This is a genomic window from Geitlerinema sp. CS-897 (genome assembly GCF_028368005.1).
GTDB lineage: Bacteria > Cyanobacteriota > Cyanobacteriia > Cyanobacteriales > Geitlerinemataceae > Baaleninema > Baaleninema simplex.
The window spans coordinates 1-15,816 of sequence record NZ_JAQNCQ010000307.1; the positions used below are offsets into that span (position 1 = coordinate 1).

The 15,816-nt window shown below is 53.7% G+C and carries 12 protein-coding genes; 1 reads left to right on the forward strand and 11 read right to left on the reverse strand.

All coding sequences use genetic code 11. The features are described from left to right. A partial coding sequence (locus POG22_RS19385) for an RNA-guided endonuclease InsQ/TnpB family protein (RefSeq protein ID WP_498906853.1) occupies positions 1-760 on the forward strand: 760 nt, incomplete at its 5' end. 62 nt (positions 761-822) lie between these two features. Here the strand turns inward: POG22_RS19385 and POG22_RS19390 are convergent. The 11 genes from POG22_RS19390 to POG22_RS19440 form a co-directional block, all read right to left on the reverse strand. After that, a complete protein-coding gene (locus POG22_RS19390) occupies positions 823-1,392 on the reverse strand; it encodes a Uma2 family endonuclease (RefSeq protein WP_498906854.1) in 570 nt (189 codons plus the stop codon). Between the two features lie 134 nt (positions 1,393-1,526). Next, positions 1,527-2,285: a type I restriction endonuclease gene (locus tag POG22_RS19395; RefSeq protein ID WP_498906855.1), complete on the reverse strand. Its 759-nt coding sequence runs from the start codon at positions 2,283-2,285 to the stop codon at positions 1,527-1,529. 84 nt (positions 2,286-2,369) lie between these two features. Beyond that, positions 2,370-4,334 (reverse strand): Calx-beta domain-containing protein, encoded by a 1,965-nt coding sequence (locus POG22_RS19400; protein WP_498906856.1) that lies wholly within the window; start codon positions 4,332-4,334, stop codon positions 2,370-2,372. 579 nt (positions 4,335-4,913) lie between these two features. Next, the gene (locus POG22_RS19405) at positions 4,914-6,821 is read right to left on the reverse strand and encodes a tetratricopeptide repeat protein (RefSeq protein ID WP_498906857.1); all 1,908 of its coding nucleotides are present in this window, start codon (positions 6,819-6,821) and stop codon (positions 4,914-4,916) included. Between the two features lie 260 nt (positions 6,822-7,081). Then, a complete protein-coding gene (locus tag POG22_RS19410; protein WP_498906858.1) occupies positions 7,082-7,948 on the reverse strand; it encodes an alpha/beta fold hydrolase in 867 nt (288 codons plus the stop codon). 608 nt (positions 7,949-8,556) lie between these two features. After that, a complete protein-coding gene (thiD, locus tag POG22_RS19415; protein ID WP_498906859.1) occupies positions 8,557-9,381 on the reverse strand; it encodes a hydroxymethylpyrimidine/phosphomethylpyrimidine kinase in 825 nt (274 codons plus the stop codon). A gap of 217 nt (positions 9,382-9,598) precedes the next feature. Continuing rightward, positions 9,599-10,876 carry a cell division protein FtsZ gene (gene ftsZ / locus POG22_RS19420; protein ID WP_026097750.1) on the reverse strand — a complete coding sequence of 426 codons (1,278 nt, stop codon included), beginning with the start codon at positions 10,874-10,876 and terminating at the stop codon, positions 9,599-9,601. Between the two features lie 397 nt (positions 10,877-11,273). Then, positions 11,274-12,146: a cell division protein FtsQ/DivIB gene (locus POG22_RS19425; protein ID WP_498906860.1), complete on the reverse strand. Its 873-nt coding sequence runs from the start codon at positions 12,144-12,146 to the stop codon at positions 11,274-11,276. A gap of 91 nt (positions 12,147-12,237) precedes the next feature. Beyond that, positions 12,238-12,918, reverse strand: a complete 681-nt coding sequence (locus tag POG22_RS19430) for a nucleoside phosphorylase-I family protein (protein ID WP_498906861.1) — start codon at positions 12,916-12,918, stop codon at positions 12,238-12,240. 162 nt (positions 12,919-13,080) lie between these two features. After that, a complete protein-coding gene (locus tag POG22_RS19435) occupies positions 13,081-14,385 on the reverse strand; it encodes a CHAT domain-containing protein (RefSeq protein ID WP_498906862.1) in 1,305 nt (434 codons plus the stop codon). Positions 14,386-14,459: 74 nt separating this feature from the next. Next, positions 14,460-15,713: an adenylate/guanylate cyclase domain-containing protein gene (locus tag POG22_RS19440; protein WP_498906863.1), complete on the reverse strand. Its 1,254-nt coding sequence runs from the start codon at positions 15,711-15,713 to the stop codon at positions 14,460-14,462. Positions 15,714-15,816: the final 103 nt, after the last annotated feature.

Sequence of the window (15,816 nt, forward strand, 5' to 3'; positions counted from 1 at the left end):
CGAACAGATTAAGCGAGTCAGAATTCTCAAAAGAGCCGATGGCTTTTACGTTCAGTTCTGCATTAAGCTCGATCCGAGACTGACGGTCTCCAAACCTTTAACCCCTTCTCAAAAAGCGGTAGGTATTGATGTGGGTTTGAAGTATTTTCTGGCAGACAGTCAAGGAAATACTGAGCCTATTCCTCAATTTTATCGGAAAGCTGAAAAGCGACTCAATCGGCTCAACCGTCAAAAATCTAAGAAGTTTCGTAAAGGACAACCCCAGTCGCAAAACTATCAAAAAGCTAGACAGCGATATGCCCGCAAGCATTTAAGAGTAAGTCGGCAGCGAGAAGAGTTTGTCAAAAGAGTGGCACTCCGTCTAATCCAATCTAACGATTTGGTGGCCTACGAAGACTTAAATGTTTCGGGTCTAGTCAAAAATCGCCATCTAGCGAAATCGATTAGCGATGCCGGATGGACGTTGTTTCGTCGGTGGCTGGAATACTTTGCCGACAAATACGGGAAAATAGCGATTGCCGTACCGCCTCACAACACGAGTCAAAACTGTTCGAGTTGTGGGAAAAAGGTGCAGAAGTCTCTATCAACGAGAACCCATATTTGTCCCCATTGTGGCTTCGTCGCCGATCGAGATACGAACGCAGCGATAAACATCCTCAAATTGGGCTTGAGTAGGGTGGGGCGCACCCGAATTCACGCATCGGGAGAGATTCCCTCTGGGTTGGTTGGAGAGATCCTGTCAGCTAATGGAAACTCATAGAACGATGAATCCCCCTGCCTTTCAGGCGGGGGAGAACGTCAATCGCCACAAGATTGTCTGAACTATTGTCCGCCGATCGCGAATATTTGAGTTGCCGTCACGTTCAACTCGGGAAACAGTTTTGATGCGATCGCCTCGTCGTCGGCGCATATCCTTTCCTCGTAAAACCCTTCGTCTAAGTGCAGCACCCTCACCTTGCGATCGCGTCCGTCTACGATCCAATATTCGGGAATTTCGATCGCGCCGTACTCAGAGCGTTTGTAGCGGTAGTCGTCCACGGACGAACTGGGACTGACGATCTCGACGGCCAGGAACGGTGCAGTTTGAAACACGGCCGAGCGATCCAAGAGTTCCATTGCGGCGTCTAGAGACACCACCATCAAGTCTGACAGGCGCGATTTGGCGAGTCCCGTCCGAACTCCTGCCCCTCGAACGCACGTCCAGGGTTGCTGTAGGCGTTGAATTTCAGCGTCGAACGCTCGTTCTAAAAACTTCGCAATAAAAAAATGCCGCATCGTAGGCGGATTCATCAAACGCAACTCCCCGTTGACTAATTCGTAGCGTCGATCCGAATCGTCGAGTTGGCAATATTCTTTAAAACTCAATTGTCGGGTGTCTACTACGACGGTCATGGCGAGTTCTCCTCGGACGTCTGCGTCAATTCTACCGTGGGTAGTGATGAGGAGTAAGTGCGATTTGGATTCTTAAATCCTTCGGTGGCAAGGATTTTGGCTGAACAGCATCATTAGAGTGCAGCACTACCGTGTTAGCGATCGCCCTCTGCGGCAACCACCCCAGCAATGTGCTTGAGAACCGGCAAAACATCGTACAGTTGGTTTTCCGGCTTCGCGTAAATCGAAAAATCCGTGGAAAGACCGTATTCTGGCGTCGGTTGTCGAACTGCTTTGAGAAAAACGAAGTGGTCGCCGTTCGTCACCAGTCCGAACACCGAGCGATCGCTCTCTGGATTTCCCGCCATATACGCCAAGGTTTGTGGAATTGCCGTCGAAATCGAAAACCGCGTCTGTTTAGACTCTACCACCGCCAACCAAAACCGATTTTGCAACACGAGAATATCGATTCGACCTCGATACACTTCGTCGCGTTCCGTGACGGAGATTTCCACCGCCGCCTCCGCTTGCAGGCGAAACGGCGGATCGCAAAATCCCGCGAGATACAGCAATGGCGAAACCAGTAGCAGGTTAACCGTCGCTTCGGTTAAATTTCCTGCTGCGCTGTTGTAGAGATAGCTGGTTCGGATGCGATCGAGGGTTTGGCGATCGCTTTGGGTCAATTCCGGTAAATTTTCGTGCCACTCTGGGAAAAAGCCGAGGTTGTCGTTCTCGCGCAAGCTAAAGCGAGTTTCGACATCTCGAACAGAGGTGATGGTGTTGGCGATCGCCAGGCTTCGAGTCACGGGGGTTGAAGACAGTAGAGGGTCTGATTTTAAGATAGCTTGAATGCGATCGGTGTCGGCGAGACCCCCGGTATCTCGAAGATACCGGGGGTCTGGAACAAAAAACACCCCGAGATGGGGTGTTGCAGCAGATAGAAATCTCTTAAGAGGTGTGACTCAATCGAGCGATGTGGGTTTTATACCTTGACGTACCTAGATGATGTCCACGTCTGCCGTCGGGAAGCTACCGAGGGTAGCTGTAGGATCGAGAACGATTTGCATAAACTCACTTCCCACGCCATCAAAACCAACCGGGACGTTGATTGTTTTGGAAGCTTCACCAACAGCGAAATCGATTTGACCTGAAAAAGCAAGGAAATCTACACCAGCACTAGTTCCGTCAAACGATGGGAGAGTTGTATCAGGGGTTGCTCCGCTACCGGCTGCTGCCTGAACTGTGAAGTTAACACTTTCGGCTGCAGAGACATCACTACGGAAAACATCAACAGCAAAACGGACATCACCAGTTGAGGGATCGATATTAGTACTAGCAAAAGTCGATCCAGTGGAGACTCCGCCAGAGCCAACTGCAAAGTCACTGGTTCCGAACGAGAAGCCTGCACCCGTTGCAACAGCCGCTTGGTTGTTGATAAGCAAGTTGGCAGAATCGAGAACTTGACCCGATCCGTTTTGCAGCGTCAAGCTGGCGTTTTCAATATCGGCGAGTTCGGGGACGGCCGTGCCGTCGTTGACGATAGTAACGTCCACCGTAGCGAACTGTTGGCCGTCAGCAAACGTAACCGTTTGGTTGTCGATACGCAGGAAGTCGTCTGGACTCGTGGCGGTGGCGTCGAACGCATTGAAGTTAATGGTATCTTCGCCTACCGTGATACTGCGCTTGATGGTAATCGGCGTGGTGAAGGTTCCCAGTGCGGTTCCACCGTCTGATTCGGCAACCCCGTAAACGTTGGTCGAAGCACCAGCAACCGAGTCGAGAACGAATTCGTACTCAGCACCTCCGACGGCTCCACCACTACCGGCCGAATCGCCGATGGTGAGAACCGCCGCCGATTGACTGCCCAGAACTGCCCCGTTCGTGGGGTTAAACAGCGTCAGCGACACGGTTTTTCCATCGTCAGCAACGTTGGTCGTACCGGGGTCGGCCGGAAGCAAGACTTCAAAGGTTTTTTCGGTTTCGCCAGCGGCGAAGGTCAACAACCCGTCGGTCGTCTCGAAGAAGTCGATTCCTCCCGCCAGAGCGGGGTTGGTGACCCCCGGCGTGACTTTGTACCCCACGGAAACGGGATCTTGAGAACCGTCGGTGCGGGTAACGGTAATCAGAGCCTTTCCAGGGTTTGCAGCATCGGTACCTTCGACCCCCGTATAGGCGGCTTGGCTGAATTGGAACGCCCCTTGCGGCCCGGGGTCAGTGGTGACTCCCGTGAAGTCCGTCACGTCGAGGTCGGAGACGCCTTCGACTTTGGCGAGGAACTGGCTCGTCTGGCTGTCTTGAATCGTCGAGTTGCCGTCTGCGTCCACTTGAATGTTGAGGTCTGTAAATTGCAGACCGTCCAACATAAATTTGTCTTCGCCTTTGACAAAGTCTTTAATGAGGTCGGCATCGTCAACCGTCGGACCGCCCGTCGTCAGGGTTGCGTCTCGTCGCGACATCACGAAGATATCGTTCCCCGCACCCCCTTCGAGGGTGTCGGCACCGAGGTCGCCGAGGAGCAAGTCGTCCCCGGCTTCTCCAAAGATGCTGTCGTTGTCTTGTCCGCCGAAAATGCTGTCGTTACCGTCGCCGCCGTACAAGGCATCTTCGCCTTTGTTTCCGGTCATGAGATCGTCCCCAGCACCGCCGTAGCCGGTATCATTGCCGAGGTCGGCGAAGACGAGGTCGTTGCCGTCGTCTCCGTAGAGTAAGTCGTCGTCTCGTCCGCCGTACAGCGAGTCGAGTCCGGCATCGCCGCGCATGGTGTCGTTTCCTGCGTTCCCGAAGAGTTGGTCGTCTCCGAGACCGCCGACGACACTGTCGTTCCCCGCGTCAGCTGCAACGGCGTCGTCACCGTCGCGAGAGTCGATAATGTCATCGCCCGATAAGTCGGGTAAGAGTTCTCCTTGAATGTTGCCGCCCGGAATAATTAGATCCGGAACTAGGGTTCCTGTAATGTTCGCCATGATTCCTCCACAGGTTTAGGCATGGTTTCTGGTAGAAACACCCGTGGAAATTCTTCCTATATTTTTGAACTCCTGGGTTCGATCGCATTTGGAAATGCAATAGTTCTCAAGAAATATAGGAAAAGTAAAAAGCTCGTTGAAACTTAGAAAGAGGGCGTTTGGTTCGATCGGCAGCTTCAATATTTTTGACTTCTAAAACCTCGTGAATGTTCCCAAAAATCTCGATACGATACGAACACACTTTCCTGTTATTGCTTTTCGAGGCTCGGGTCGGGGTTCCGGAAAGTTTGAAATATTTTTTGAGACAGACGATTTCAAGGTGCTGTTGGTTGAAAACGCAACTGAGAAGAGGTGAAATCAAGGGTATTTTGAATTGATTTAATTGCGTAATTTTACGTAATTAAATCGATTATTGTGAGTTTCAGTCGTCGTCATAAAATAAAATAAAATAATTAAGAGATTGATTTTTAACAGATAATATGCTAGTCCAACGCCAATGCTAAGAATCGTAGGGTGAGCATTGCCCACCCTACAAGGATTGTGAGAATTCAGTGGTTTTCTATAAAGTTTAAATTGTCGCTACATAGCACTCGGATGGAGAAGGCTATGTTGAATCTGGAAGGCTTTTCCAAGACTTGCCATCGCTTCTTGGTGTTGGTTTAAAATCGATAAAAGCTGTCCTCGACTGTACCACGCCTCGTACTGCTCGGGTTTGAGTTTAATCGCACGTTCGTATGCCGTCAGCGCTTCTTCGTAACGCCGTAGTTTTTCTAAAACACTACCGCTTCCGTACCAGGCTTCGTAATAATCTGGCTGAATTTCGATCGCAGTGTCGTAAGATTCTAATGCACCGTCGTAATGCTGTAACTTCTCGAGTAAAACGCCTCGATTGTACCAAGCTTCGGGATTCGAGGGTTGGAGTTGTGTGACTCGTTCGTAAGACGTAACGGCAGCTTTATACCATTGTAATTTTACAAGTATCGCACCGCGATTATACCATACTTCATAGCGATTTGAATTGATTTTTGTAGCCTGTTCGTAAGCGTGAAGTGCGTCTTCGTAGCGTTCGACTTTGCTAAGAACGTTGCCGAGATTGTACCAAGATTCAAATTTCGACGGATCGAGTTCTGCGGCTCTTTGATACGCGGCGATCGCTTCGTCATATCGCTGAATTTTGCTGAGGATCGCGCCGAAATTATGCCAAATTTCTTGGCTTTTCGGTTGGAGCTGTAACGCTTTTTGATAACTCTTCAGGGCGTCATCGTAACGTTGGATTTTCCCCAACGCATTAGCGCGGTTGTACCAAGCTTCGTATTTTTTCGGTGCCAGTTGCAACGCGCGATCGTAACTGGCGATCGCCTCGGAATGTCGCTGTAACCGCCCTAACGCATTCCCCCGTCCGAACCAGGAATCAGCGCGATCGCTCTGGCGTTCGATGGCATTATCGAAACTCGTAACGGCGTCGGCATACCGGCGCAGGCGATAGAGCAAGTTGCCGCGACGATACCACGCGTCGGCGTTGCTGGAATTCAACGCGATCGCCCGTTCGACAGCCACGATCGCATCGGAATGTCGCTGAACTTTTCCCAACGCCTCGGCGTACCCCAGCCAAGCCTCGACTGTATCGGGTTTGACCTCCAACAACCGCTCGTATAGCGAGATCGCCGTTTCGGGATTCTGACGTTTGGTCTTTTCGGCTTGGCGCAACGCGCGATCGATGCTGTTCGGCGAGACCTCGGCCGAGGTCTTTTGTTGTGGCGAGGTCTTTTGTTGTGGCGAGTTTTTCTGAAGTGCCTCCAACCGCTGTGTTACCGCTCGTACCTTTTGACGCAGTTCCGGCTTAATCGATTCTAAAATCGCCTGCGGTGTAATCTTGGCAATTTCGGCGATCGTGCGGTCTTTAATCTGATGCGTTTCCAACACCGCCGCCTGCAACTGATGCAAGCATTCCTCGCGAACCCGCTCCACCTGGTAAATTTCGTCGATTTGTACCTCTAAATCCCGCCGTAGCGATTCCACCTGACCCCGAGCGTCTTCACTGGCGTCTTCCACCTGTCGTTCTAACGCATCGAGCAATCGTTCGGCTCGTTGGCTCGATGTTGCGAGTTTTCCTTCCAAATCCCCCAACTGTTTGAGTTTGTGGCGTACTTCCGTCACCAGACGCTGCACCACGCGACGGCGCAATACCCCAAAGACAGCGATCGCGCCGATGGGAGACAAGGCCAAACTCATCAACAGTGCCTGATAGACCGTAATGTAGCGATCGAACGAACGAGCAGAAACCGTCGCCAAAGACGACCCCGACAACGAGCCAGACAGCGTTTCGGGCGCACTGACCGACGGGGAAGCGGCAACCATAGCAACCTCGACATCAGGTTGGGACGCGATCGGTTGTGGCGTCGCGACATCCGGCATCATCAACGCGTCGAGCGAGGCTTCCGGCGACGCTAGTGCAGCGAGAGCGAGAAAAGCGGTGGGCGTACCCATAGGCGTAACCAGTCTTTCAGGGTGCTATTCCCTTTTTACAGATACCGTCTAGCTCGTCCGGAAATATGGAGAGGGGGAGAAGGGGAGAAGGGGAGAAGGGGAGAGGGGGAGAAGGGGACACCTTTAGAGAATTTACACCTCGGCGGTGCGTCAGATGAGGGTGATTTCCCGTTGGCTTCTTCAGTTTTCAAGTCTGACGCACCCTACCGACTGGTGACTGGTGACTGGTGACTGGTGACTGGTGACTGTAAAAAGCCTCCTCATTCCCTCATCTCATACTGGCGCACGATAGCGCTCAAACGAGATGCGACTAAATCGGGTTGTTCCACCATCGAGAGATGGCCGCAGTTTTCGACTTCGATGGTGTTGTCGCCGCAACAGTCGAATAAATGATGGAAACTTGCCAGATGGCGCACGTATTTCGGTTCCATAATTCTGTCTTTCGCTCCGGCGATGAAATACACGGGCTGTTGCAGTTGCGAGACAATTTGCGGCAAACGGTGAACTTCGTCTTCTGTCGTCGAGTCCAATAACGCTCCTCGTGCGGCTTCGGGATGGGCGCATACGAAATCGAGGACTCGCTGTCGTCCCCAGGTGCGATCGAGGGGTTGGGCGACAGCAGCTCGCGCGAACAGCCAGTCGATGAAGGGAAACTGCGCCAACCAAACGGGACGCCAGCGCACGATTTGTACGCCAGCGGTGCGAAATCGCTCGAACTCTTCTTTTAGGTAAATGCCGCCGCCGGAGTTGAGACAGACGACTCCCCGCACTCGCTGGGGAAATTGGTACGCCATCCACAGGGCAACGGTTCCGCCGAGGGAATGTCCCACCAGCCAAACGTTAGATAAATTTAGGCGATCGAGCAAGATTTCTAAGTCTTTGGCGTAGGCGGCGGGGGTATAGCGATCGCGGACTTGTAGCAGGCGATCGCCGTTGGGTTGAGATTCCCCAAACCCGCGCAGGTCGTAACACAAACACTGATAGGTTTTTGATAACCGCTGGACGAGCGGTTGCCAGTACTGACGGCTGAGCAGCCAACCATGAACGAAAACTAATACTGAACTGTTGGGAACGGGATCGCTCAAGTCGTAGGTGTGGTCGACCCCGAGGATGTCGATGCGTGCCATATTTCTATTTTGACATCTTTTTCAGTTCAGTTAACGTCGCCGTCGCTGCTGTAACGAGCTTCAGAACGTCGGGGCTTTGACGAACTTCACGAAGCCAATTTCCAACTTTACACAGCTATCAATAGATATATCGAACATTACCGAACCGAGGTTTTGGCAAAACCTTTGGGTTTGGTTCGGTCGTTCCGGCCATCCCTATTTTGACACTCATCGGGCAGCAAGCCGCGATGATTCTTGGGTCATAGAGGAGCCGGAGTTTAACCACTTCCTGGTGGAAAGCCTAGCCTCTCGCCAAGAATCTAAGGTGTGTCCCACCTCAGTTTTTTTCGAGTCTATCCCAATGCGCGTGCGTAGCGACCGGCGCTCCACACTTAACGCAAATTTCAATCCTCTGGCTTCGTTGAAGGGGAGTCAGACGAACTCGAACATCCTTTTAGGTGAAGCCAACCTAATCCACATCCTCCATCATAACCAAGTCACCCTTCCAGGGCGAGGCTCTAACCCCAAAATTGTAGCCTATTGCGAGGGTCTTGTTTGCAAGGGTATTGTGTCGAATTGTCCGCGAACCTCTCCGTCTGCAAAAGGCTTTTTTTCTCAAATGTTTTCTGCTACGTTCCCGATCGCTCCGGCTCTTTTAACGGGAAAAAATGACCGACCGGCCCCTGGCCGCCACCGATCGCTAGGGCGTGATGCAAGGCGTGGGTTAGATAAGTTTTGGCGTCACGCACGGCGATCGACGGCGGTTTGCCGAGGGCGAGATTGGCGGCGATCGCGGCGGAGAGGGTGCAGCCAGTACCGTGGGTGTGAGGCGTATCGACGGTTTCGGTTTGTACGATTTCTAGCTGTTCGCCGTCAAACCACAGGTCTACTCCCCGCAATTCCCCGGCCATTCCCCCACCTTTAACGAGAACTGCCGCACAGCCGAGTCGGTGAATGCGTTCGGCGGCGGTTTTCATGTCGTCGAGACTGTTAACCTCCTGTTGGGCGAGAATCTGGGCTTCGTAGCGGTTGGGGGTGAGGATCGAGGCTTGGGGAACCACGAGATCGATCAGGGTCGCGATCGCGCGATCGTCGATCAGTTGCGCCCCGGTTCGCGACACCATCACCGGATCGACTACGAGGCGATTTATGCCCGATCGAGCGATCGCCTCGGCAACTGCCGACATGATGTCAGCGTTTAATAACATCCCGGTTTTCGCCGCATCGACGCCAATATCCTTGACAACGGCATCGATTTGTGCTGTTACCGCTTCGGCCGGTAAAGCATCCACGCGGTTCACGCCGAGAGTATTCTGAGCAGTCACGCAGGTCAGAGCGCTCGTCCCGTGAACGCAGTGAAAGGCAAAGGTTCGTAAGTCGGCTTGAATTCCCGCACCGCCTCCACTATCCGATCCGGCGATCGTGAGGGCAACGGGAACGCGATCGCATTCCATGTTTTACAGTGAACAGTCAGCAGCGAGCAGCGAACAGTAAGGACAGTTGACAGGCAACAGTTTCTCCCCCTCTCCCCTTTTACAGTGAACAGTCAGCAGCGAGCAGCGAACAGTGAGGACAGTTAACAGGTAACAGTTTCTCCCCCTCTCCCTTGCTCCCCCTCTCCCCCTCCACGAACCGATCCTACTTCACCGAGAAAGCCAACCTACAAGCGGCCTATTCCCGATTCCGACGGCGCTGTAAGAATTCGGGAATATCCAAGCCGCCGGGAATGCCGAAACGGGGTTGTGGGGTCTGAGGTTCCGGGGCGGGAGCAGGGGTTTGCGGTTGCACGAACTCCCGTCGCTGCGGAGCTTGTACGGTGCGCGTCGGGACGGTTTCGTGGGCGTCCGGCGCAAAGCCGGTGGCGATCACCGTCATTTTCACCTCTCCCTGCATGCGATCGTCGAGAACCGCTCCAAAAATAATGTTGGCGTTGGGATCGACCACCTCGTAAATCGTCTCGGCGGCGGCGGTGACTTCGTGTAAGGTCATGTCCGTTCCGCCAGTGATATTGAACACCACCCCTTTCGCGCCTTCGATCGAGGCTTCCAGCAACGGCGAGGAAATGGCGGCCGAGGCAGCTTCTCGAGCGCGGGACTTGCCCGATCCCTGACCGATTCCCATCATGGCCGAACCGGCATCGGCCATCACGGCGCGAATGTCGGCAAAGTCCACGTTCACCAAGCCGGGGATCGTAATAATATCGGAGATCCCTTGAACCCCTTGGCGGAGGATTTCATCGGCGTAGCGGAACGCTTCTTGAACTGGGGTCTGTTCGGGAATGACTGCTAGGAGTTTGTCGTTGGGAATGACGATGAGGGTATCGACGCGGCTTTGTAGGGCTTCGATTCCCTGTTTGGCCTGTTCGGAGCGTCGGCGTCCCTCAAACATAAACGGTCGCGTGACGATGCCCACCGTTAACGCCCCGGCTTCTTTGGCCATTTCCGCGACGATGGGCGCAGCCCCGGTTCCCGTTCCGCCCCCCATTCCGGCAGTGATAAAGACTAAATCCGAGCCTTCTAAGGCGGCCATTAGCTCGTCGCGACATTCTTCGGCTGCTTTTTGACCGATGGCCGGGTTGCCGCCTGCTCCCAGACCGCGCGTGAGCTTCTGTCCGATTTGCAGGCGTCTTGGGGCAGCCGAACTGACGAGGGATTGAGCGTCGGTATTGACTGCCCAAAATTCAATATTGGACATTTCTGCGGCGATCATGCGGTTGACGGCGTTACCACCACCGCCACCGACGCCGATGACTTTAATCTTCGCCACACTGCTCGGTAGAATGTTTCCGAAGGTCGATTCTTCGTCGGGGGTGCGACGTTTGTCCGTTCGATCTCCGTACAACCCCGCGTTGCCAAAAGGATTTGTATTGTCTGCGGCGACGGGAAAGTTTGCCGAACCTTCTGATGGGGGATTGGAGTGTGACAGCGCGAGTTGACTGTTAGGGGTCATTGGAATCGAGCGAAATCGGTGAACAAGAAGGGTCGAGAGTTGGCAACTGAACGTCAGCGATCGAATAAAACGTTCCGGATGCTGATGGGATGGCGATCGAATTCTAGAATAACGAACGCGATCTCGACACATCACCAATCCGGTTCGCCCTGACGAGAAACGGCAAAACAACCGTTTTTCAGTGCGATCTTCCGTATGTCAGATAGTCCGTTTGAAGTTTAACATTCCGAACGGCTCGTTTCGCCCGATCGAGAGTTTGACGGCAGTTTGCAAGGAACTTGCTTAGACCGAACAGCGAACAGTCGCTCTATACAAAACGGACGGGGAAACTACCGTCTCGACCGGAAGATACCTCATCATAGCAACAAGTGGCAAGTCGGCTCAAACGCCGCTTCGGTTAGTCGCCTGAGTTCTCTTCTGAGGGTAATTCGAGGGCTTCGGGAGGGAGGTTCGATCGCATCAGTTGCAATCGGGGCGCGTCAGGATCGCGCAGGTCGATGTAGGCGATTTGGCTGAGATCGACGGTTTCGGGTAAGTTTCGCAAGCGATCGAGCGCCTCGAGCCGTTCGGAAAAGCGATCGTCGAAAGGCCCCAGGTGAACGGTTCCCAGTTCGCGCGTGGTCAGAATCAGGTTGGTGGGGTCGCGCCAGTCGAGTTCGCTAATATCGACGGGGGTTGTCTCGAGGGCGCGGTAGGCGATCGCCCAGTCGTTACGGTAGCGATCGCTCGATCCCAATACCCGCAACGAGGGTAAGGTCAGACGGTTGAGGACTTCGTAATTTTCGATGGGCATCCAAAAGCCGCTGGCGTCGAGCAATCCCACGCGATCGCCCGGCCGCGCGGTTCCCGTGTGGGGTTCGACGAGATACGCCACAGCCACGGGACGCCGTTCGCGCACTCGTACCACCAAACGCGGCGGTAGCAGTTCTCGCCGCACGATCGCTTCGGCGATCGGGGTACTGGCTTCGAGAACGTCGGCGATCTCTTGGGGATCGAGATGAAGTAAGGGTTCGGGATAGGCGATCGGTAGTGCGGCTCGCACGACGTCGTCGGACAACCACTGATTGCCTTCGATCCGCACGCGATCGGGGTTGCGAATCGTCCAATCGGGTCGCGTCACCCCCCAAAATACGCCACCCGCTAAGGCCGACACGACCAAAAACCGAAAACTTCCTCGAAGTCGTTTCCACCCACGCTGGCGGCGCAGGTGTTGGCGGCGATCGCTTAAATCGCGAGCCGAAATTGAAGAGAACGACGGATCGGCAGTCATATTTCAGCAAGCCAAAATTGGGAGCAAAACAGTCGTGACTGGTTGAAGTCACTGGGGGTAAAACCCCTTTGTCGGTAACGATTGCACCCTTTCACGCCTTAATCTTCTCACTATTTGTCTCCATCGATCGCGCGATCGTTTCTGCAATTTTTTTTAAGGTTTTTAACCCCGCGATCGCACCCCGGATTAGATAAAAGGCAGCTCGAGGTTGACGGACAAAGGTGAAGGTTAACGGTAGGGATTTCAAACGTCCGGTTGGGTCGATGGCGTCGGATAAATCCGGGAGGTTGCGATCGCTCCCGTCGCTAATGACTCGCACCATCGCCGCCTCGGAAAATGCCTCGAACACCGCCAGTCCCTCCATCTCTACGATTTGTGCCTGGGTGTTTCGGTACAATTGTCGTTTTTCCTCGACGCGAACCACTGCGGTTTCGACGCTACAGGCGCGCACTTCGGGTAGGTTGAGAGACAGCGATTCGACCCAGTTCGACTTTGTTGTCACTTGAGTTCCATCGGGAGTGACACACTCATGACAAAGTGTCCCTCTTCCCGGCGCGAACTGGGGTGACAAACTGCCAGCCAGTCCCATTACCAACACCCGCGAGACCTGGGGATGCTGCGTTTTCCACGTTTTTAAAAACTGTCGCACGGGGTCGATTCCCACTGGAATCGCCACGATTAAGGGAAAAGCTAGAGCGTGGGTGCGATCGAACGCCCTGCGTACTGTTTGATATTCCACACCTTGGGGAACGAAGATGGCGTCGAGTTTCATGGGAGGGGGAGAGGGGGAGAAGGGAAGAATTTACACCTTGGCGGTGCGCCTCTTTCAGGGAAGCGTTAAGAGTCTAGAGTGAAGAGTTAAAGAGGAATTCCCACTCTACACTCTTCCCTCTGCACTCTTCACTGATAAACACGCACCTTGGTGACTGAAGGGCTACCAGGCATTCCCGATGTTGGTGAACGCCGACCAGTAGTAAGGATGCGATAAATCAAGGGTTCCCTCCTCGGGCAGTTCGGAAAATACCAAGGTTCCTGGGGGATGAAGTCCACTTACTTCGGGAGGTTCGACGCGCAACTGTCCGCGAATCGCCGCCAGTTGTGCTTGTCGCAGCGCTTCGGTTTTCGTCGGAGCGGTTTTCAACTGAGCGTAAAATTCTGACATGAGGGCTAGGGTTCCGCGATCGCTGACCGGCCACAAGGTCGCGATAACAGACGGAATCCCCGATCGCACGGCAATTCCAGCAAATCCCATTTCCGCCTCAGCATCGCCCCGTGCCGTCTGACAGGCGCTGAGAACCAGCAGTTCTACGGCGGGCGTTTGCCATTGAATTTGAGGCATTCGATCGAGCGACAGTCGGTCTTGCCAAAATTGAATGTACGACTGACTCGGTTCGCCGGGAACGAAGGCGGCGTGAGTGGCCAGGTGAACGATCGCGTAGTCGCCGTTTTGTCGCTGCTGTTGCAGGTTGTCAAGGGTGAAATCTCGGTTGAGAAACGCCGCACCGGGCCACAGTCGCGGCACGATCGACGCCAGTTCGATGGGCACTGCGGGAAGAGGAGGCGAGTCGTCGAACTGCGAAGCCCCCATCGCCAAAACCCGCTCGTTGCGTAAATCGGTCGGTTGAGCTTCGGTGAGGTTGAAACCGGGAATGCGGCCGAGGCTATACCGTTCGACGAGGAATTTTTCGCCGTCGTAGAGTGCGGCTAAAGGCATCGCTCGCAGTCCGCCCCCCAAGCAGAAAATAAGGGTTTCGATTTGCTGTCGTTCGAGGTGCGATCGCACGGGTTCGACGATCCAACGATGGAGTTGTCGGGCGAAGTCGAGATAGTCGTCGCTGCGTCGTCGGCGCGGGTTGACGATTTCCTCTTCAAATTGGCGAACGGCGGACACGAGGGTCTCACGATCGACATCTGGCAACACGCGCCGTTGAGGAGGGGCGTTCGCCGTCACTAAAATCAGTTCGAGTTCGCTGTCCTGGGGGATAACGTACAGTACGGCCGAGTTTTGCCCGGTTTCGGTCGAAAGGCGATCGAGGGCGGCGGCCATGTCTTCGGCCGAAACGGCGCGATCGGTTAAGTTACTACTGAAATAGGTTTCGTACTGGTTTTCCCAGTTTCCTTCGACAGTTTTCCAGCGTTCGATAACCGTTGGATCGGCGGATTCCTGCGTCCGCCCTGGATTTGCAACAGCTAACACCGCACAAACGCTCAGAACGGCACTGAATTTCGATATCTGCATTGTCCCCTCCTCACCGTATCCTTATCTCGAAATCTACTCAATGCTGTACGTGCGGGGTCTCGTCTTTGGCCAGTTTACCGGGAAATTTCTGCTTTAAAAACAACGAGTTTCCATGCCTGAAGCGGTTCAGTTTTACCCTTCGCGACGATAGGAGGGCGAGGTTCGACGGAAATCGCGCTATCTAATTCTCGATATACCGTATCGGATAATGTAATTTCGTGAGCGGGAGTCGCACCTTCTAAACGTTTGGCCGTGTTGACCACGTCGCCGATAACAGTATAGGTTCGCACGTCTTCGCCGCCGAACAAACCTTCGATCGCCGTCCCGTAGTGAACCGCACACCCTGCCCCAAGTTGATACTGTTTCAATAGCGATCGGGCTTCGTTTTGCATGGCGATCGCTGCGTTGACGGCTTGCTCGGGCGTAGTGTAAACGGCCATGACTTCGTCCCCAGTTAGGGCAATGCGTAGCGGTTGAAAACGGGCGGCAGCGGGTTCGACGGCTCGGTAGTATCGATCTAGAACTTTGGCCACTTCGTCCGGCGCGATCGCCTCGCACCAAGGGGTAAAGCCACGCACGTCCATAAACACGATCGCTCGTTCTCGACGTTGAAATCCTAACTGTTTCGGATCGACGACAGCAGTTTTGACTGCGTGTGCGCCCATGCCCCATTCTGCTAAATTCCGTAAGGTGGCGGCAGTTTCTTGCAGTTTGCGCTGTTGCAAGAGTACTTGTAAGCTTTGCATCCCCACCAATAACCCCATAAACAGCAAGGCTTCGACGAGAAACTGATGGTGTGGCACGCCAGCAAAAGCTGTCACGTTATTCCATTTGATGGGTAAGGTTTGGGATTTAAGCTTTAACACCACGTACAGGGCGATAAACATTCCCATACGCGTGAGACTTTCGAGGGGAACGATCCAGCGTTCTGCCCAAGTCGCCCAGTGAAAGCGCACCCCTTGCAAGGTGGCGATGGTAATGGCGAACCCCCCCAATACGAGATGGTTGGGTTCTCGAAAAAATTCGAGTCCTTCTAGGGGAAGTTCGACGACGGTATACATTCCCGCTCCAATCAGGTTTCCCCAAAAGCGATGGGCTTTGGGACGGGACAAGTACGCTGCTTGAACTAACATGGCGGCCAGAATAATGTAGTGTCCGGCCTGCCACAAATAATCCTCCCAACCCATCAACGCGATTTCAGAAAGGGCGTTGAGGACGAGGAAATGGCCGCTATTGGTGAGCAATTCGCTGAGAAACGCACTGAACCTCGTCCCGTACAGGCGCGTTTCGAGAATATCGGAATCTCGCTCGAAAAATTGGTCGAACACAGATGGTAGTTGTGTGTAGAAGGCGAGTTAGAACACTCTGATGGGTTAAGCTCGAACGACGAACTCGTCCGCACTTTCTGATGTAAGGAATTTGTAAGTCCAG